16 protein-coding genes are annotated in these 18,631 nt (G+C 71.1%); 5 read left to right on the top strand and 11 right to left on the bottom strand.

Annotated elements, in window-relative coordinates:
- Window positions 1-113: 113 nt before the first annotated feature.
- The 3 genes from DEJ18_RS04030 to dapE all read right to left on the bottom strand — a co-directional run bounded on the left by DEJ18_RS04030 (window position 114) and on the right by dapE (window position 2,717).
- Window positions 114-284 (bottom strand): DUF3117 domain-containing protein, encoded by a 171-nt coding sequence (locus DEJ18_RS04030; protein ID WP_017887054.1) that lies wholly within the window; start codon window positions 282-284, stop codon window positions 114-116.
- 106 nt (window positions 285-390) lie between these two features.
- Window positions 391-1,638: a putative hexosyltransferase gene (locus DEJ18_RS04025; RefSeq protein ID WP_258376843.1), complete on the bottom strand. Its 1,248-nt coding sequence runs from the start codon at window positions 1,636-1,638 to the stop codon at window positions 391-393.
- Window positions 1,635-2,717: a succinyl-diaminopimelate desuccinylase gene (gene dapE / locus DEJ18_RS04020; protein ID WP_111209635.1), complete on the bottom strand. Its 1,083-nt coding sequence runs from the start codon at window positions 2,715-2,717 to the stop codon at window positions 1,635-1,637. Before dapE ends, DEJ18_RS04025 begins: the two co-directional genes overlap by 4 nt.
- Before the next feature lie 132 nt (window positions 2,718-2,849).
- Here dapE and dapD point away from each other — a divergent pair, with 132 nt between their 5' ends.
- Complete coding sequence (gene dapD / locus DEJ18_RS04015) at window positions 2,850-3,824, top strand: 2,3,4,5-tetrahydropyridine-2,6-dicarboxylate N-succinyltransferase (RefSeq protein WP_111209634.1); 975 nt, start codon at window positions 2,850-2,852, stop codon at window positions 3,822-3,824.
- A gap of 155 nt (window positions 3,825-3,979) precedes the next feature.
- Here dapD and DEJ18_RS04010 read toward each other — a convergent pair whose 3' ends face one another.
- The 7 genes from DEJ18_RS04010 to typA all read right to left on the bottom strand — a co-directional run bounded on the left by DEJ18_RS04010 (window position 3,980) and on the right by typA (window position 12,064).
- Window positions 3,980-5,278 carry a citrate synthase gene (locus DEJ18_RS04010; RefSeq protein ID WP_111081035.1) on the bottom strand — a complete coding sequence of 433 codons (1,299 nt, stop codon included), beginning with the start codon at window positions 5,276-5,278 and terminating at the stop codon, window positions 3,980-3,982.
- Between the two features lie 177 nt (window positions 5,279-5,455).
- Window positions 5,456-6,574: a succinyldiaminopimelate transaminase gene (gene dapC / locus DEJ18_RS04005; RefSeq protein WP_111209633.1), complete on the bottom strand. Its 1,119-nt coding sequence runs from the start codon at window positions 6,572-6,574 to the stop codon at window positions 5,456-5,458.
- 5 nt (window positions 6,575-6,579) lie between these two features.
- Window positions 6,580-6,894: a ferredoxin gene (gene fdxA, locus DEJ18_RS04000; protein WP_111081037.1), complete on the bottom strand. Its 315-nt coding sequence runs from the start codon at window positions 6,892-6,894 to the stop codon at window positions 6,580-6,582.
- A gap of 38 nt (window positions 6,895-6,932) precedes the next feature.
- Window positions 6,933-8,159, bottom strand: coding sequence for a PIG-L family deacetylase (locus tag DEJ18_RS03995; RefSeq protein WP_111209632.1), 1,227 nt, complete (start codon window positions 8,157-8,159; stop codon window positions 6,933-6,935).
- A 59-nt stretch (window positions 8,160-8,218) separates the two neighbouring features.
- Window positions 8,219-8,764 (bottom strand): hypothetical protein, encoded by a 546-nt coding sequence (locus DEJ18_RS03990; protein WP_111209631.1) that lies wholly within the window; start codon window positions 8,762-8,764, stop codon window positions 8,219-8,221.
- Window positions 8,765-8,831: 67 nt separating this feature from the next.
- Window positions 8,832-10,025 carry an amidohydrolase gene (locus DEJ18_RS03985; RefSeq protein ID WP_111209630.1) on the bottom strand — a complete coding sequence of 398 codons (1,194 nt, stop codon included), beginning with the start codon at window positions 10,023-10,025 and terminating at the stop codon, window positions 8,832-8,834.
- Between the two features lie 116 nt (window positions 10,026-10,141).
- Window positions 10,142-12,064: a translational GTPase TypA gene (gene typA / locus DEJ18_RS03980; RefSeq protein WP_111081041.1), complete on the bottom strand. Its 1,923-nt coding sequence runs from the start codon at window positions 12,062-12,064 to the stop codon at window positions 10,142-10,144.
- A 171-nt stretch (window positions 12,065-12,235) separates the two neighbouring features.
- Between typA and DEJ18_RS03975 the strand changes: the two genes are divergently transcribed.
- From DEJ18_RS03975 to DEJ18_RS03960, 4 genes are all read left to right on the top strand, one after another.
- Window positions 12,236-12,985 carry a CPBP family intramembrane glutamic endopeptidase gene (locus DEJ18_RS03975; protein ID WP_111081042.1) on the top strand — a complete coding sequence of 250 codons (750 nt, stop codon included), beginning with the start codon at window positions 12,236-12,238 and terminating at the stop codon, window positions 12,983-12,985.
- 194 nt (window positions 12,986-13,179) lie between these two features.
- Entirely contained in the window at window positions 13,180-15,003 is a 1,824-nt protein-coding gene (locus tag DEJ18_RS03970) for an alpha/beta hydrolase (RefSeq protein WP_181434115.1), read from the top strand.
- Window positions 15,004-15,008: 5 nt separating this feature from the next.
- On the top strand, window positions 15,009-15,677 hold the full coding sequence (locus DEJ18_RS03965; protein ID WP_146241478.1) for a DUF4148 domain-containing protein: 669 nt from the start codon (window positions 15,009-15,011) through the stop codon (window positions 15,675-15,677).
- Window positions 15,677-16,132 carry a hypothetical protein gene (locus DEJ18_RS03960; protein ID WP_111209627.1) on the top strand — a complete coding sequence of 152 codons (456 nt, stop codon included), beginning with the start codon at window positions 15,677-15,679 and terminating at the stop codon, window positions 16,130-16,132. The genes DEJ18_RS03965 and DEJ18_RS03960 overlap by 1 nt, the downstream gene beginning before the upstream one ends.
- A gap of 291 nt (window positions 16,133-16,423) precedes the next feature.
- Here the strand turns inward: DEJ18_RS03960 and DEJ18_RS03955 are convergent, their stop codons facing one another.
- On the bottom strand, window positions 16,424-18,607 hold the full coding sequence (locus DEJ18_RS03955; protein ID WP_111209729.1) for a dipeptide ABC transporter ATP-binding protein: 2,184 nt from the start codon (window positions 18,605-18,607) through the stop codon (window positions 16,424-16,426).
- Between the last annotated feature and the right edge of the window lie 24 nt (window positions 18,608-18,631).

Genomic DNA, 18,631 nt, shown 5'->3' with positions numbered 1-18,631 from the left:
CGGGGCACGTGACCATCATGGCGGGCGCGACCGACAGCTCCAGGCCAGGGCCGGACGCACGGAAGGCCCGGGACGTACGCGTCCCGGGCCTTCCGTGGTGGTGCGTCGACGTACTAGGCCGAGACGACCTCTGCCAGTGCGTCGTGGAGTTCCTTGGCCTCGGCGTCGTTGACCGAGACCACCAGGCGGCCTCCACCCTCGAGCGGAACCCGCACGATGATGAGTCGACCCTCCTTGACAGCCTCCATCGGCCCGTCGCCGGTCCTCGGCTTCATCGCTGCCATCAGATGTCCCCTTTCGTGCAGTACGAACAGGGGCCATTATCCCGTAGACAGGCGCGACTGCGAAACCGCCCGGCTCGGGGGTGTCCGCGGCGGGCACCCGGAACGGTCACGGTGGCGTCCAGTCGTACCCGTCGACCCACCAACAGAAGTACAGCCAGGTCCACTGCGACACGACCGCGAGGACCACGAGGACGACACGGTAGACCCGCGATCGCGGCAACGCCACGACGCCCAGCAGGGGTGCGATCGGGAGCAGGATCCGCCACGTGCTCGACTGCGGGAAGAACACCGCGAGCAGGTACACCAGGTACGCCACGCCCCAGAGCCGCAGTTCGAGGCCGATGCGACGGGCGGCCGGCTGGAACACCACGGCCGCGAACCCGACGAGCACCACGACGAGCAGGATCGTGCCCGCCGGCTGCCGGAACCACCACTCGAAGCCCTGCACCCACGGCGTGAACGGGACGAGTTCTCCCCAGCCGATGTAAGACGACCGCCAGGCGAGCTCGGTGTCGGTGTACGCCTTCGGGACCCCGGTCGCCGCCCACGCGATCGCGGGCCAGGCGAGGCCGACGAGTCCGGACACCACCGCGACCACGGCCGGGGCGAGAGCGGTGCGGAGGGTCAGCCGCTCGGACATCCGCAGCCAGGCCGGCCGGAGCACCCCGACGAGCACGAACAGGCCCATGAGGAGCGCGAAGGCCAGGCCGGTCGGTCGGGTCATGCCGAGCAGCAGCACCACGGGCAGCATCGCCCAGAAGCGCCGCTGCACGAGCAGGAGCAGCGCGACGAGGAGCAGCAGGAGGCCGAGCGCCTCGGCGTACGCGACCTGGAACACCACGGAGACCGGCGCGACACAGAACAGCACCGTGGCGAAGGTCGCGCGCGTCGGGTCGAGGAACCGTCCCATCAGCCGCCGGAACACCAGGGCGGCACCCCACCCGGCGAGCAACGAGACCCACACGGCGACGAACTCGAACGAGGCGCCCGTCAGGGTCATCAACGCGCGGACCGTGAACGGGTACACGGGCATGAACGCCCATGCGTTCTCCGTCACGTGTCCGGCGGCGTCCACCGGCAGCGTCGACGGGTACCCGCTCGCCGCGATGACCCGGTACCAGGCGCCGTCCCAGATTGACGCGAACGACAGGTACGTCGGGTGCTGCACCGTGAACGAGTTGGCGGGCTGGATCCTCGCGAAGCCGGACATGAGCGCCGTCGTCAGGACCCGCGAGAGCGCGTAGACCGCCGTGATGCGCAACCACCACGGCACGAGCCGCCACCGGACGACCACCCACGTCGGCGCCGCTCGCGACGACCGTGCACGCGGCACGGCCGATGAGGCGGTGGTCACGCCGTCAGCCACCGCCGCAGCCCGTCCTCGACGGCCGTGATCTGGGCGACGGGGACCTGCTCGTCGTCGTGGTGCGCGAAGACGGGCTCGCCGGGGCCGTAGTTCACGGCCGGGACGCCGAGCGCCGAGAACCGCGCGACGTCGGTCCAGCCGTACTTCGGGCGCGGCGCGGGACCGCCCACGGCTGCGACGAACTGCTGCGCCAGCGGTGCGTCGAGGCCCGGGCGGGCACCGGCGGCGAGGTCGACGATCGTGACGTCGTAGCCGTCGAAGAGCTCGCGGATGTGCTCGACCGCCTCGTCCGCGGAACGGGAGGGGGCGAACCGGTAGTTGACGTGCACCATCGCCTCGTCCGGGATGACGTTGCCGGCGATGCCGCCCGAGATCCCGACGGCGTTGAGGCCCTCGCGGTACTCGAGTCCGTCGACCGTGACCGTGCGGGGCTCGTAGGCGGCGAGGGTGGCCAGGATCGGGGCCGTCTTGTGGATGGCGTTGTCGCCGATCCAGCTCCGGGCACTGTGCGAACGCTTGCCGGAGGTGCGGATCTCGGCCCGGAGGTTGCCGTTGCAGCCGCCCTCGATCTGTGCGCCCGAGGGCTCGCCGAGGATCGCGAAGTCGCCGGCCAGGAGTTCAGGACGCGTCCTCGCCAGGCGGCCGAGACCGTTCAGGGCGTCGCTGACCTCCTCGTGGTCGTAGAAGACCCAGGTCACGTCGACGTTCGGGGCGACGAGGTCCACCGCGAGCTTGAGCTGCACCGCGCAGCCGGCCTTCATGTCGACCGTCCCGCGACCCCAGAGGATCTCGGTGCCGTCCTCGGTGGTGCGCAACTCGGTCGGCAGGTTGTCGTTGAGCGGCACGGTGTCGATGTGCCCGGCGATCACGACCCGGCGCTCCCGACCGAGCTGCGTCCTGGCGACGATCGCGTCGCCGTCGCGGACCACGTCGAGGTGGTCGAGCGGGGCCAGGGCGGCTTCGATCCCGTCGGCGAGCGCGCCCTCGTTGCCGGACACCGATTCGATGTCGCAGATCGCGCGGGTGATGTCGATGGACGAGGCACTGAGGTCGAGCGGCTGCGGCATGCGGTCACCTTATCCGGCAGCCCTGGCGTCCCGCTGGCGCGGCGGCGCTCCGCTCGGGAGGCCCGGTCCGGCCCCGCAGCGTCCGTCCGGCCGGTCCGGAGGTCCGGTCCGGCACCTCGGTACCCTGGTGCCGTGACCGACTCGACCGACACGACCGCCGACCCCCGCCCGACCTCCGCTTGGGGCCACGGCCTCGCGACGATCGCCGCCGACGGCACGGTCCTCGACACCTGGTTCCCGTCGACGTCCCTCGGCGAGCGCCCAGCGGACGCAGCGGTGCCCGCCGGCCTGCAGGCCGCGGCCGGGGAGGACCCCGTCCGCGAGGTCCGGCTCGAGGTCGTCACCGTCGACATCGTGATCGACGACGCTCCGACGAGCACGCCCGACGCCTACCTCCGCCTCCACCTGCTCAGCCACCTGCACGTGCGGCCGAACGAGATCTCCCTCGACGGCGTGTTCGGCCACCTGCCGATCGTCGCCTGGACCAACGCCGGCCCGGTGCACCCCGGAGCGCTCACCCGCCTCCGCCCGGCCCTGCAGCGCGCCGGCATCGCCGTGCACGCGATCGACAAGTTCCCCCGGCTGGTGGACTACGTCGTGCCGGACCGGGTCCGGATCGGTGACGCGAACCGGGTGCGGCTCGGAGCGCACCTCGCCCCGGGTACCACCGTCATGCACGAGGGCTTCGTCAACTTCAACGCCGGCACCCTCGGTGAGGCGATGATCGAGGGCCGGGTCTCGCAGGGCGTCGTCGTCGGCGACGGCACCGACATCGGCGGCGGCGCGTCGATCATGGGCACCCTGTCCGGCGGCGGCACGCACCGTGTCCGACTCGGCGCCCGCGCGCTCCTCGGGGCGAACGCCGGCCTCGGCATCTCGCTCGGGGACGACTCGGTGGTCGAGGCGGGGCTGTACGTCACCGCGGGGACGAAGGTCGTCCTGGTCGGAGCCGCCCCGAACCCGGACGGCACGCCACGCACCGTCAAGGCCGCCGAGCTGTCGGACGCGCCGAACGTCCTGTTCCGCCGCAACTCCCTGACGGGTGCGGTGGAGGCGCTGCAGCGGAAGGGCGAGGGGATCCAGCTCAACACGGCGCTGCACGCCTAGGGCGTGCTCGACGCGTCCGTGGCGCCGCTCGCTCCCTGTTCGCGCACGGCGTCGAACCGCTCACGGTGGTCCACGATCTCGTGCTGGTGGGCGCTGACCCAGTCGGCGAGCGAGAGCGAGACCTCCTGCAGGACGTGCGTCAGCCCGTCAGGGTGTCAGCGGTGCGGCAGGTCCCGCTTCGGGTGCCCCACGTACAGCTGCTGCGGGCGCCCGATCTTGTTGAGCGGGTCGTTGTTGAGCTCGCGCCACTGGGCGATCCAACCCGGCAGGCGGCCGATGGCGAACAGCACCGTGAACATGCGCGGCGGGAACCCCATCGCCTTGTAGATGATGCCGGTGTAGAAGTCGACGTTCGGGTAGAGCTTGCGGCTGACGAAGTACTCGTCCTCGAGCGCGATCTGCTCGAGCTCCTTCGCGATGTCGAGCAGGTCGTCCTGCACCCCGAGCGCCTCGAGCACCTCGTCGGCGGACTCCTTGACGAGCTTCGCGCGCGGGTCGTAGTTCTTGTACACGCGGTGTCCGAAGCCCATGAGCTTGACCCCGCGCTCCTTGTTCTTCACGCGCTCGACGAAGCGGGTGACGGGCTCGCCGGAGTCCTTGATCTGCTGGAGCATCTCGAGCACGGCCTCGTTCGCACCGCCGTGCAGCGGCCCGTAGAGCGCGTTGATGCCCGCGGAGATCGACGCGAACATGTTCGCCTTCGTCGACCCCACCAGGCGCACCGTGGCGGTCGAGGCGTTCTGCTCGTGGTCCTCGTGCAGGATGAGCAGCCGGTCGAGCGCCTTCGAGAGCACCGGGTTCGGCTCGTACGGCTCGGCCATGGTGCCGAAGTTGAGCCGGAGGAAGTTGTCGACGAAGGACAGCGAGTTGTCCGGGTACAGGAACGCCTGCCCGATGGCCTTCTTGTGGGCGTACGCGGCGATGACCGGCAGCTTGGCGAGGAGCCGGACGGTCTGCAGCTCGACCTTCTCGGGGTCGTCGACGTCCATGTCGTCCTCGTAGTACGTCGACAGGGCGCTGACCGCGCTGGACAGGACGGACATCGGGTGCGCCGAGTGCGGGAGCGCGTCGAACAGCCGGCGGAGGTCCTCGTGCAGCAGCGTGTGCCGCCGGATCCTGCTGTCGAACGCCTCGAGTTCGGTGGGCGTCGGCAGTTCGCCGTAGATCAGAAGCCAGGCGACCTCGAGGAAGGTGCAGTTCGAGGCGACCTGGTCGATCGGGTAGCCGCGGTACCGCAGGATGCCCTGGTCGCCATCGATGTACGTGATGGCGCTCTTCGTCGAGCCGGTGTTCACGAAGCCGTAGTCGAGCGTGTTCATCCCGGTCTGCTTCTTGAACGTGGAGATGTCCACGGTCGAGGCGCCGTCGACGCTCGGCAGGATCGGGAACTCCGCCTGCCCGCCCGGGTACGTCAGCGTGGCCGTCTCGGTCGCCTGTCCGGCGCCGGGGCTCACGGGGACGGGCGTCGTGGGCGGTGTGGCCGTCTTCTGAGCGTCGTTGGCAGTGTCAGTCACGCTGGACAGCCTAACGGCGGCGACTGTCGATCCGGTACAGCCCGGAGACCGTCGGTTGGTGTGGAACCACGGTTGCGCGGACGCCGGGTCGGTGGGTGGAGTCGGTCTGGAGGCCCGTCAGCCGCCCGTCACGCGCCCTGCGCTGGCGAGTCGCTGGGCGGCCGCCGCGATCCGGTCGTCCGTCGCCGTCAGGGCGACGCGGACGTGCCGCGCTCCGGCGGCACCGTAGAACGTCCCCGGAGCGACGAGGATGCCGCGGTCGGCGAGCCACGCGACGGTGTCGAGGGCGGGCTCGTCGCGGGTCGCCCACAGGTACAGGCCGGCGCCGCTGGCGTCGATGCGGAACCCCGCTCGCTCCAGTGCCGTCCTGAGCACGGTGCGCCGGTTGCGGTACCGGGCCTTCTGCTGCTGCACGTGGGTCTGGTCCTCGAGCGCGACGACCATCGCCTGCTGCACGGGCAGTGGCGGCATCATGCCGGTGTGCTTGCGGATCGCGAGCACGTCTGCGAGGAGTCGGGGGTCACCGGCGACGAAGGCCGCCCGGTACCCGGCGAGGTTCGACTGCTTCGAGAGCGAGTACACGCTGAGGACACCGTCGAACGAGTCGCCCACCACGCGGGCGTCGAGGATCGTCGGGGTGGGCGTGGTGTGGTGGGGGGCGTCCCAGCCGAGCTCGGCGTAGCACTCGTCGCCGACGATGACGGCACCGAGCTCCCGCGCGCGCTCGACGGCGGCACGGAGCTGCTCGACCGAGAGGACGCGCCCGTCGGGGTTGCCCGGGGAGTTCAGCCAGACGAGCTTCGTGCTCGTCGGCCACGACGCCGGGTCGTCGGCCGCGAGGGCCTCGGCGCGCACGAGTGCGGCGCCCAGCTCGTAGGTCGGGTACGCGGCCTCGGGGAAGACGACGGTGTCCCCCGGGCCGAGCCCCAGCCAGAGCGCGAGGCCGGCGATGAACTCCTTCGAGCCGATGGTCGGCAGGACGTGGTCGGCGGTGAGCTGCACGCCCTGACGTCGGCCGTACCAGGCGGCGATGGCCTCGCGCAGGGCCGGGGTGCCGGCGACCTGCGGGTAGGCGTGGGCGTCGGTCGCCTCGGCCAGCGCGCGACGGACGACGTCGGGCGTCGGGTCGACCGGCGAACCGACACTGAGGTCGACGATCCCGCCCTCGTACGCCGTCGCCCGCTGCTTGTACGGAGCGAGCTGGTCCCAGGGGAAGTCGGGCAGGTCGAGCGCCACGGGCGTCAGGCCCGGGGCTGGGCCATGACGACCGGGTGGTCCGCGTGGATCACGCCGACCTTGGCGGCACCGCCGGGCGACCCGATCTCGGAGAAGAACTCGACGTTCGCCTTGTAGTAGTCGGCCCACTCCTCGGGGAGGTCGTCCTCGTAGTAAATGGCCTCGACCGGGCAGACCGGCTCACACGCACCGCAGTCGACGCATTCGTCGGGGTGGATGTAGAGCGACCGGTCACCCTCGTAGATGCAGTCCACGGGGCATTCGTCGATGCACGCACGGTCCTTCACGTCGACACAGGGCTGAGCGATCACGTAGGTCACGAGCGGGTGCTCCCTTCCGGGGTTGAGCGACTGCGAGTCTACCCGTGCGGGGCTGCGACCTCGGACCGGGCGGCCTCCGGCGCGGGACGGACCCGGAGCCCGGAGAGGTCCGGCCAGGCCAGCACGAGCATCGCGACGACCGCCGGCCCGAAGGTCCAGACGTACCCGGCGGTGTTCGCGAGCACGAGCGGCGAGCTCGATCCGGCGACGGCCACGAGCACCTGGGTGGCGAGGATGATCCCGATGCCCACGGCCGCGACGAGCAGACGCGACCGGTACAACAAGCGGACGCCCACCACGACCCCGATGACGATGAGCGCGGTGAGGACCATGCCGATCGGTGCGGCGCTCCACGACCCGAGCGCGACGGTCTGCTGGTGCGTGATCGTGCCGAGGCCGCCGACGAGCAGCCCGACCGCCGCGGTGACGACGACGGCGGCAGCCCGACCGGGGCCGGACATCTCGACGAAGGTCTGCGGTGCCGTCGGGACGGGGGCCTGGTCGTGGCGGAAGCCCTCCTGCGCCGGTACGGCCTGGCGCACGCCGTGTGGCATCACGTAGGACAACCTGCCGGGCTCGGACGGGTCGGCGGGGTCGACCGTGATCTGGCTCCGGTACTGCTCGAGCGCGGCTCGGACCTTGCCGCGGACCGGGAGGACGTCGACCGTGGCGTCCGCGAGCCCGGAGTCCGCGTCGACGATCATCGAGAACGCGACCTCCTCCGCCCGGGCCGCGTACCGGGCGGCAGCGTGCACGCGGAGGTGGTCCGGGTGTCCGTAGCCGCCGTCGTCCGCGTAGCTCACCACCGCGTCGGCACCCGTCGACCGGATCGCCGCACGGATGTCGTCGACGACCTCGCCGAGGTCCGCCCGGGTCAGGGAGTCCGCGGGGGCGTCACCCGCGGCCGTGGCGCGGCCGTCCGGGCCCCACTGCATGCCCGAGTCGGTGTAGCGACGCTCGGGCAGGTCCGTCGGCCGGGCACCCGGGCCGCCGAGCCACAGGTGCGCCGGGCCGCCGAGGGCCGCGAGCGCCGCCGCGATCTCGGTCTCACGGTGGGCCGCGACGCGCCGGCCGTCCCCGGCGAGCGGTGCGAGTTCCGCGGTGAGCATCTCGCCGCGCTCCCCCCGGGTGGCGGTGAGGACCGTGACGTGGGCGCCGAGCTCGAGCAGGGTCGCGATCGTGCCGCCGGACGACAGCGTCTCGTCGTCGGGGTGCGCGTGGACGAAGAGGACGCGTTCGGGGCGCGTGGTCGGTGCCGTGGACATCGCCTGCAAGCGTACGGGAAGCGGTCCGGGAGCCCGGTGTCGGCCGCCCAGACCCGGCGTCAGCGCGAGGTGACGATGTACGTCGCGGTGGCGCCGCCGTCCGCCTGCGAGAACGTCAGGACGACGCGGTGGTCCTCGCTCCGGAACATCCCGAACGCGCTCGACCGGTCGGTCCGCTCCGCCGACGCCGTGAACCCGGCGTCCGCGAGCTGCTGGGCCGCGGCTGCGAAGTCGTCGACCGAGGCCGTGCGGACCTGCACGACCCAGCCAGAGCCTCCCGGGCCGGATCCACCACCGAGCACGCTCCCGTCGACGAGCGGGACGGCCGACGACGGGAACCCGTCGGGGACCTGGCCGTCGCTCGTCACGTCCGCACCGCGCAGGGCGGTGTCGAGCGCGCCGTCGATCCCGCCCGCGACGTCCGCCATGCCCCGCTCGATCGCGGCTCCGTCGATGCCGTCGACCCCCTCGCTCACGCTCGACGCGACCGAGGAGCCGAGGTCGGTCGCCTGGCGCACGGCGTCCGACGAGCAGCCGCTGAGACCGGCGAGTGCGATGCCGGCGGCGACGGCGGCGGTCAGTGAGGTGCGGATCGGGCGACGCATGCCGGTACCGTAACCGGCCGGACGGCGCACTCGTGGTGCGTTCGCTGGGAAGTCGCCTCGGCGGGCGTCAGGAGAGGTAGGCCCGGGCCGCCGCGACGAGGGCGTCGACCCCGACCGGGATCGACGTCTCCGCCTGCGGTGCGTAGAACGGCGAGTGGTTGCTCGGGATCTCCGCACCGCGGCGGAACAGCTCGGGGTCGGTGATGCCGGTGAACCAGTACACGATCGGGGCGCCGGCTGCGGTGGCGAGCTGTCCGACGTCCTCCGACGCCATCGCCAGCCCCGACTCCATGTCGACGGCGTGCGGCACGACGGCGCGCACGGCGGCCAGGACGACGGCGGCCTGCTCGGGGTCGTTGACGAGGACGTCCGCTCCCGGCGCACGCTCGATCGTCGGCTCGGCCAGTCCCCCGGCCTCGCTCTCGGCCCGGACGATCCGCTCGATCGACGCGATGATCCGCGCCCGGGTCTCCTCGTTGCGGGCTCGGGTCGAGATCTCGATCACGGCGGTGTCCGGGATGATGTTCGGCCGTGTGCCGGCGTGGAACGAGCCGACCGTGACGACACCGGCGTCGCTCGGGGAGACCTCGCGCGACACGATCGTCTGCAGCCGGACGACGGCGGACGCAGCGGTGACGATCGGGTCGAGGGACGCCTGGGGGGCCGAGCCGTGCGCCCCACGGCCGTTGAACGTCACCGTGAAGCGGTCGCTCGACGCCATCACGGCACCGGCACCGACCGCGACCACCCCGACCGGCGCCGGAGCGGAGTGCTGTCCGAGCACGACGGTCGGCTCCGGGAAGCGCTCGACGAGGCCGTCCTCGATCATGGCCCGTGCACCGGAGATGACCTCTTCCGCCGGCTGGAACACCGCCACCACCGTGCCACGCCAGTCCCCGGTGGTGGCGACGAGGCGCTCCAGGGCCCCGAGCAGCCAGGTCACGTGCATGTCGTGTCCGCAGGCGTGCATCGTCGGGCCCTCGTTGCCGTCCTCGTCGGTGCCGCGGTACGTGCTGGCATACGGCAGTCCGGTGCGTTCCTGCACGGGCAGACCGTCCATGTCGGCGCGGAGCCAGAGGACCGGGCCGTCGCCGTTCTCGAGCACCCCGACGACCCCGGTGCCACCGACCCCGGGCGTCACCGTGACGCCACCGATCTCCGCCAGCCGGTCGGCGATGACACCGGCGGTCCGGTGCTCCTGGAACCCGAGCTCCGGGTGGGCGTGCAGGTCCTGGTAGATCGAGAGCAGGTCGAGAGTCACCCGACCACCGTATCCCCCGGCTCGGACGCGTCCTGCACGGACGCCGACGGCCCGGCCACCTGGAGAGGTGACCGGGCCGACGGACGGAGGACGGGCCTCCTGGGCGGTGCTGGTGCTCAGGCGTCCTGGCGCTTCAGGCGGGCGTAGGCGCGCTGGCGTGCCTGCGCGTCGAGCTCGACCTTGCGGATGCGGACGGCGTCCGGCGTGACCTCGACGCACTCGTCCTCGCGGGCGAACTCCAGGCACTCCTCGAGCGACAGCTGCCGGGACGGCGTCATCGACTCGAACGTGTCGGCGTTGGCCGACCGCATGTTGGTGAGCTTCTTCTCCTTGGTGATGTTCACGTCCATGTCGTCGGCGCGCGAGTTCTCGCCGATGACCATGCCCTCGTAGACCTCCTCGGTGGGGTTGACGAAGAACGTCATCCGCTCCTGGAGGTTCGTGATGGCGAACGGCGTGACCACACCGGAACGGTCCGAGACGATCGAGCCGTTGATTCGGGTCTGGATCGAGCCGGCCCAGTCGTCGTAACCGTGGAAGATCGCGTTCGCGATGCCGGTGCCACGGGTCTCGGTGAGGAACGACGTCCGGAAGCCGATCAGGCCGCGCGACGGGACGATGAACTCCATCCGGATCCACCCGGTGCCGTGGTTCACCATGTTCTCCATGCGGCCCTTGCGGGCGGCCATGAGCTGGGTGATGGCGCCGAGGTGCTCCTCCGGCGTGTCGATCGTCATGTGCTCGTACGGCTCCTGCAGCTTGCCGTTCTCGTCACGCTTGGTGACGACCTGCGGCTTGCCGACCGTGAGCTCGAAGCCCTCGCGACGCATCTGCTCCACCAGGATGGCGAGCGCGAGCTCACCACGACCCTGGACCTCCCAGGCGTCCGGCCGGCCGATGTCGACGACCTTGAGCGAGACGTTGCCGACGAGCTCGCGGTCCAGACGGTCCTTGACGAGACGCGCGGTGAGCTTGTGGCCCTTGACCTTGCCGACGAGCGGCGAGGTGTTGGTGCCGATCGTCATCGAGATCGCCGGGTCGTCGACCGTGATGGTCGGCAGCGGACGGACGTCCTCCGGGTCGCTCAGGGTCTCACCGATGGTGATCGTGTCGAAGCCGGCGACGGCGACGATGTCACCGGGGCCCGCGGACTCGGCCGGGAACCGGTTGAGCGCCTTGGTGATGAGGAGCTCGGTGATGCGGGCGTTCTGGACGGTGCCGTCGTGCTTGACCCACGCGACCGTCTGGCCCTTCTTCATCGTGCCGTGGAAGATGCGGAGCAGGGCGAGGCGGCCGAGGAACGGCGAGGCGTCGAGGTTCGTGACGTGCGCCTGCAGCGGGTGCTCGTCGTCGTACGTCGGGGCCGGCACGTGCTGGAGGATCGCTTCGAAGAGCGGCTCGAGGTCGGCGTTGTCGGGCAGCTCGCCGTCGTTCGGCTTGTTGCGGCTGGCGGCACCGGCACGGCCGGAGGCGTACACCACCGGGACGTCGAGGATCGCGTCGAGGTCGAGGTCGTCGACCTCGTCCGCCATGTCGGACGCGAGGCCGAGGAGCAGGTCCTGGGACTCGGAGACGACCTCGTCGATGCGGGAGTCGGGCCGGTCCGTCTTGTTGACGAGCAGGATCACCGGGAGCTTGGCGGCGAGCGCCTTGCGGAGCACGAAGCGGGTCTGCGGCAGGGGGCCCTCTGACGCGTCGACGAGCAGCACGACACCGTCGACCATGGAGAGGCCGCGCTCGACCTCACCGCCGAAGTCGGCGTGGCCGGGGGTGTCGATCACGTTGATGGTGATGGGACCACCCGCGCCGTACTCAGCGGCGTGCTTGCCGTTGTAGAGCACCGACGTGTTCTTCGCGAGGATGGTGATGCCCTTCTCGCGCTCGAGGTCGTTCGAGTCCATCATCCGGTCTTCGCCCTCGAAGTGGGCGTCGAACGAGTTGGTCTGCGTGAGCATCGCGTCGACGAGGGTGGTCTTGCCGTGGTCGACGTGTGCCACGATGGCGACGTTGCGCAGGTCGGACCGAGTGGCGAGCGCCATACAGGACATCCTTTTGTGTTCGGAAGATGATCGGGCGAGCGCCCGGTTTCGGGACCGGCCCGAAGGTGTTCGGGACCAGCCCGAGGAGTGCGGGACGTGCCCGACGGAGTTCGGGACCATGCCCGACTCGCCAGTCTACCGGTAGTTGCGCAACCAGGAGGAGTACACCGCATGAGCCGACGGCGAACGTGGACCGAGATCACCGTCGTGCTGATGCTCTCGCTCGGTGCCAGCGCGCTGTACTCGATCCTGCAGATCGTCGACGACCTGTCGCAGACGACACCCCTGGGTGACCAGTCCACGGCGCTCAACAGCTCGACGACGACGGTGCAGTACGTCGACCTGGCGCGACAGCTGCTCGGCATCGCGGTCGACCTCGCCCCCGTCGCGCTCGTGTGCATGCTGCTCTGGAGCTCCTCCCGCCCGCACCTCGGCCGGCTCGGCATCGACCGGTTCCGGGCTCGGCCGGACCTCGGCGGCGCGGCGCTCATCGCCCTGGGCATCGGCGTCCCCGGGCTGGCGCTCTACTTCACCGGACGTGCGCTCGGCATCACCGTCGCGGTGGACCCGGCTGCACTCGACTCGTACTGGTGGACGATCCCGGTGCTGCTGCTCTCCGCCGTCCGGTCCGGGCTGCAGGAGGAGGTCATCGTCGTCGGCTACCTGTACGCCCGCCTCGGCGACCTGGGGTGGGGCCGCTGGCAGGTGGTCCTGTCCACCGCCGTCCTGCGTGGGAGTTACCACCTGTACCAGGGGTTCGGCGCGTTCATCGGGAACGCCGTGATGGGCGTCGTCTTCGGATGGATCTACACGAAGTGGGGGCGGCTGCTCCCCCTCGTCATCACGCACGTGCTGCTCGACGCGACGGTCTTCGTCGGCTACCCGTTCGTCGCGCGGGCGTTCCCCGGACTGTTCTCCTAGCCCGTCCTGGCGGTGCGGTGGCCCCACGTCCACCCCGCCCGTCCGGCCGGGAGGCCCGGTGCGGGTCCGGAGCTGAGTTCCCGGTCCGGCGCCGGACCTCCGGTCCGGCGTGCGCTCGGTTCTCCACACCGCGACGGTCGCCTCGCTCGTGAAATGCTACGTTCTACACGTCAGCAAGAGCGATGTGGGGGACGATGGGGATCGAGTTCGACGACGCCGCGGCCGTGCGGCTGCTCTCGTGCGCGACCGAGGTCGCGCTGTCACTCCGAGCGAGTGGCGCCGCTCGACGCGCTGCCGCCGAGCACGCCCTGCACGACTTCCACGGCGCCTACGCACGACTGTTCGAGCAGGCGCGCACGATCGAGTCGGAGGACCGCGTCCGCCTGGTCCGGGCGCTCGACGACCTCGCCGGGCAGCTCCACGTCCTCCGGCGTCAGGCGCACGACGAGCAGCGTCGGCAGCACGACCTGGCGGCATGGCGCGAGCGTGAACGGCAGCGCGACCAGGTGCTCGTCGGCATCGGGGCGCCGGTGCGATCCGCGCTGGACTGGAGCGACGCGGTGATCGACCCGAAGCCGTCCGAGATGCCGGTCCGCCCGACGCCGCTCACGGCGTGGTTCCGCGCGCGGGCCCGGGTCCGGACGAGCAGCGGCGGGTCCGGCGGCCGCAGTGGCGCGGACCCGGAACGCCTGCGCCGGTCCGCTGCACGCGCCCGCGCACAGGACGCGGCCACCGCCCAGGAACTCACCCGGGTACGGAACGCCTGGGTGACCTTCACCCGGACGTGCGCATGGGTGCCGGTGGACGACGCGACCCTCGTGCCGGGGTTCGAGGACCACCTCGCCGAGAACGCTGCGGACGCTGCGTGGCTCGACCGGATCGCGGACGCCTTCGCCGCTGCCGGAGGCGGGTCCCTGTCCGACGGCGTGCTCGACGTGGCCGGGGCGTCCCGACTGCCCGGGGAGCTCCAGCGCGTCCTCGACCCGTCGTCGACCACCGTCGAGGTCGCGGCGGCCTGGCACGCGCTCGGCCTGTCCGACCAGGACGTCGATGCGCTGCCGCTGACGACGAAGCTGCAGCTCGCCGGGATCGACGGGCTCCCGGCAGCGGTGCGGGACATCGCCTCGCGCGCGGTGCTCCGTGCAGCGGTCGCGGACCCGGGGCGGGTGTACCGGATGCTCGGGCTGCCGTACACGTACGGCGCGGTCGACCTCGAGGAGTTCACGCGGCAGGTCGTGGCGTTGCGGGACGGGCTCGAGCGCGCTGACCAGTCGGCTGCCAGACTCGCCCCGCCGTCGGCGAAGGTCGCTCAGCTGGTCGGGTTCGGAGCCTCGAACGGCGCCCTGGTGGCCGCGATCTCGCTCGGGGACCTCGACACGGCGTCGAACGTGACGGTGAACGTGCCGGGCGCGACGACGACGGTCGGGAGTGCGTCGGAGAAGGTACGCGCTGCACACGGGCTCCTCTCGACGGCAGCGCGTCTGGACCAGAAGTCGTCGTTCGCTGTCGTCTCCTGGTTCGGCTACCGCGCACCGTCCTTCCCCGAGGTGCCGGGCCGAGGCCGGGCCAGCACTGGTGGAGCGAACCTGGCTTCGTTCCTCGACGGCGTCGTCGACGCTCGCGCAGATCGCCCTCCGCGGTCGACGACCGTCCTCGGTCATTCCTACGGATCGACGACCGCTGCGGAAGCACTCGCGCAGGCACGGCACAGGATCGACTCCTTCGTCACGTACGGCTCGGTCGGCTTCACCGAGACCACGAAGCCGGACCACCTCAACGCCCACCGCGTGTTCGCGACCGAGGGTCGGGACGACCACGTCGCGGCCCTCGGTCGGTCGAACCGTACAGACCCACGGGATCTCCGTGGGGTCGAGGTCTTCTCCTCGGAAGTCGGCCCCGGCACGAAGGCCGTCACGGGCCACGAGATGTGTCCACGGCACGGAGTCGGGTACCTCTCGTCCGGGTCGACGGCGCAACGGCACATCGCCGAGATCATCGCGGACGGAGAGCCAGCATGAAGGCCATGAAGACGGAACTGCGCGCGATCGTCGTCGCTGCCCTGACACTCGGGCTGACGGTCAGCTGCGCAGCAGGAGGAACCCCCATGCCGAAGGACGCGGCTGGACTGACACGTGCTGACGTCGCCGAGCTCAGCTTGCACCAGGAGTTCGACCGGTACCGGGAGCACTACGAGGAGATGCAGCGGGTGCTGGCCGCGGCACAGCGTGCGGTCCACCAGGGCGAGTGGGACTGGAACGGTGGTGACGACAACCCGGGGATCGGTGGAGACGGTCGCACTCCCCTTCCCGGTGCAGACGTCGACAACAGCTACTTCCTCGAGTCGAGCCGAGCGTGGACTCCGGAAGGAGCCACGGGATCCAGAACAGACCTCGACCCGATGATCGACTACTTCGCACAACGGGGCTGGGACACCCACGTCGAGCGGGTCGCGGACACCTACTACCTCGACGGCACCGCCCACGACGGCTGGCACGTCGAGTACTTCATCCAACCGAGCGGCCGCTACTCCCTCACCGTTTCGAGCGACCTCTTCTGGACCAACAACGCCGACGCACTCTCCCGGGCGGTGTTCGGACGAGCACCGCTGCGATGGCCGGATCGCTCTTCTCCCGGCGAGTACCCGAAGCCGCCCGAGTGGGACACGCCGATCATCAATCGCCCCACGATCTGATGCAGTCACGAAGACGGACGCTCACCCTCGTCACCCTCGTCGTGGTCGTACTCCTGGCCGGCTGCGCAGCGGGAGCAGCGCACACGACGGAGGACGCAGCCGGACTCACGCAGGACGACGTCGCGGAACTCACGCTGCACGAGGAATTCGACCGGTACCGGGATCGCTACCGACACATGCAGCACCTCCTCGCGGAGACGCAGAACCAGGTACACCACGGAGAATGGGAGTGGGACAGGGGCGACGACCTTCCATTGGATGGATCGAACGGTGTCGCACCGCTCCTCGGCGCGACCTTCGTCAACAGCTACTACCTCCACGCGCCACGTACGTGGGCACCGCCCGGCGCATCGGGCGCGAAGCGTGACCTCGATCCGATGCTCGAGTACTTCAGGACGAAGGGATGGACGTTCCGAGTGCGAGCGATCTCGGGCAGTCACGAGGTCTGGGCGTGAACCGGGGACGGGTGGCAGATCCAGTACTCCCTCGACGTCGACGGCCGGTACTCCCTCGACGTCTACAGCGAACCGTTCTGGACCAACGACTCCGATGCGCTGTCCGCAGCCGTCTACGGTCGAGCAACGCTGAACTGGCCGACCGAGTCCCGACCGGGTGAGTACCCGACGCCGCCGACGTGGGACGATCCGGTCGTCAACCACCCGAAGATCTGAGCAGGCGGTCGGTGCACGGAGACGGACGGGAGGCGGCGTGCAGTCCGTGCGCACCGCCTCCCGTCCGGCATCCGGTTACGCCGCGATCGAGGGCACCTTCTCCGGGTAGTGGCACGCCGCCCGGTGGTCGACGTCCTCGCCGCGACGCGGCGCCTTCTCCGGCTCCTCCTGCTCGCACCGGCGCCGCTCGTCCTCCGGAAGGAGCGCGTAGAGCGGGCAGCGCGACCGGAACCGGCACCCGGTCGGGCGCTCGGTCGGGCTGGGCGGGTCCCCCGGCAGCAGGATCGTCTTCCGTGCGCGCTCGACGACCGGGTCCGGTACCGGCACCGCCGACATGAGTGCCGCGGTGTACGGGTGCATCGGGCGCTCGAAGACGTCGTCGACGGCGCCTTCCTCGACGGTGCGACCGAGGTACATCACGCTGACGCGGTCGGCGACGTGTCGGATGACCGACAGGTCGTGCGACACGAACAGGTAGGACAGTCCGAGCCGTGCCTTGAGCTCGGCGAGCAGGTTGAGCACGCCGGCCTGGATGGAGACGTCGAGCGCGGAGACCGGCTCGTCCAGCACCACGAGGTCCGGCTCGACGGCGAGGGCGCGCGCGATCGAGATGCGCTGCCGCTGGCCGCCGGAGAACTCGTGCGGGTACCGGTCGGCCTCGGCTGCCCGCAGACCGACGAGCTCGAGCAGCTCCGGCACGCGCTCGCTGATGCGCGACGCCGGCGCACCGACCGCGCGGAGCGGTTCGGCGACGACGTCGTACACCGACATGCGCGGATCCAGGCTGGCGGAGGGGTCCTGGAACACCATCGAGATGCGCTGCCGCAGGGCACGGGTGCCGGCAGCACCCCGGGCGGTCGCTTCGGCGAGTGACTCCCCGAACAGCTCGACCGTGCCGGCCTCGGGCCGGTCGAGGTCCATGAGCTGGTGCAGGGTCGTCGACTTGCCGGAGCCGGACTCCCCGACGAGGCCGAGGGTCTCACCGCGGCGGATGTCGAGGTCGACCCCGTCGACGGCGTAGACGTCACCGACCTTGCGGCGGAAGACGGACCCCTTGACGAGCGGGAACGTCTTCGTCAGGCCCTCGACGTGCACGACGGGCTCGCGGGCGGTCCGCGCCGCCTCGAACGCGACGGCATCGGCGTCCTGCGGGATGACGGGGAGCGAGAAGATCCGGCCGGCATCGGCTTGCTCGGCGGCGACCTCCGCCGTGCGGTGGCAGGCGGCGGTGTGTCCGGCCGACGCCGTCCGGGCGGCCGCGGCGATCGTGTCCGCGCCGTCACCGACGCCGACGGGCGGCGCGAGCACCGGCTCGGTGGACCGGCAGACCTCGCTGACCAACGGGCACCGATCCGCGAAGGGGCAGGCGTCCGGCAGGCCGATGAGCGACGGCGGTGCGCCTGGGATCGGCACGAGCGGTGACCGGTCGGTGGCGTCGAGCCTCGGCAGCGCGCCGATGAGCCCGATCGTGTACGGCATCCGCGGGCGGGCGAAGAGCTCCTCGGCCGTGGCCGTCTCGACGATCCGACCGGCGTACATGACCGCGATCCGGTCGGCGATCCCCGCGATGACGCCGAGGTCGTGGCTGACGAACACCAGCGCGGCACCGGTCTCGCGTTGCGCGGTCCGGAGCACCTCGATGATCTGTGCCTGGATCGTCACGTCCAGCGCGGTGGTCGGCTCGTCCGCCAGGATCACGTCCGGGTCGTTCGCCATGGCCATCGCGATCATGGCACGCTGGCGCATGCCGCCGGAGAACTCGTGCGGGAAGGCGTCCACGCGGCGGCTCGGTTCCGGGATGCCGACGAGTTCGAGGAGTTCGATGGCCCGTGCTCGCGCCTCCGCCTTCGAGGCTCCGCGGTGCAGTCGGACCGTCTCGGCGATCTGGTCGCCGATCGTGTACACCGGCGTGAACGCGGACAGCGGGTCCTGGAAGACCATCGCGACCTTGTCCCCGCGGAGCCGGCTCAGCTGCTTGTCCGACCGGCCGAGCAGCTCCTCACCGTCGAGCTCGACCGACCCGCTGACCTTCGTGGTGTCGGGCAGGAGTCCGAGGACCGCCATGCTCGTCACCGACTTGCCCGACCCGGACTCGCCGACGATGCCGAGCACCTCGCCCCGGCGGAGTTCGAGGTCCACGCCCCGGACCGCGTGCACGGTCCCCCGCGGGGTCGGGAACCGGACGTGCAGGTCCCGGACCCGCACGATCGGCTCCGTGGTGGTCGCGCCCGTGGTCGAGCCGTTCGTGATGGTGCTCATGCTGCTTCCCCGGTCGTCCGCGAC

The organism is Curtobacterium sp. MCSS17_015 (assembly GCF_003234265.2).
In the GTDB taxonomy this organism is placed as follows: domain Bacteria; phylum Actinomycetota; class Actinomycetes; order Actinomycetales; family Microbacteriaceae; genus Curtobacterium.
Note: the sequence above shows the minus strand (reverse complement) of the source record. Positions and strands in the feature narration are given on the sequence as shown.

What these genes read in the sequence shown, in the direction of transcription:
- DEJ18_RS04030 (WP_017887054.1), bottom strand. Translation starts at nt 284, where the DNA reads ATGGCAGCGATGAAGCCGAGGACCGGCGACGGGCCGATGGAGGCTGTC.
- DEJ18_RS03955 (WP_111209729.1), bottom strand. Translation starts at nt 18,607, where the DNA reads ATGAGCACCATCACGAACGGCTCGACCACGGGCGCGACCACCACGGAG.
- dapE (WP_111209635.1), bottom strand. Translation starts at nt 2,717, where the DNA reads ATGCCGCAGCCGCTCGACCTCAGTGCCTCGTCCATCGACATCACCCGC.
- typA (WP_111081041.1), bottom strand. Translation starts at nt 12,064, where the DNA reads ATGGCGCTCGCCACTCGGTCCGACCTGCGCAACGTCGCCATCGTGGCA.
- DEJ18_RS03965 (WP_146241478.1), top strand. Translation starts at nt 15,009, where the DNA reads ATGAAGACGGAACTGCGCGCGATCGTCGTCGCTGCCCTGACACTCGGG.
- DEJ18_RS03995 (WP_111209632.1), bottom strand. Translation starts at nt 8,159, where the DNA reads ATGTCCACGGCACCGACCACGCGCCCCGAACGCGTCCTCTTCGTCCAC.
- DEJ18_RS03970 (WP_181434115.1), top strand. Translation starts at nt 13,180, where the DNA reads ATGGGGATCGAGTTCGACGACGCCGCGGCCGTGCGGCTGCTCTCGTGC.
- DEJ18_RS03990 (WP_111209631.1), bottom strand. Translation starts at nt 8,764, where the DNA reads ATGCGTCGCCCGATCCGCACCTCACTGACCGCCGCCGTCGCCGCCGGC.
- DEJ18_RS03960 (WP_111209627.1), top strand. Translation starts at nt 15,677, where the DNA reads ATGCAGTCACGAAGACGGACGCTCACCCTCGTCACCCTCGTCGTGGTC.
- DEJ18_RS03975 (WP_111081042.1), top strand. Translation starts at nt 12,236, where the DNA reads ATGAGCCGACGGCGAACGTGGACCGAGATCACCGTCGTGCTGATGCTC.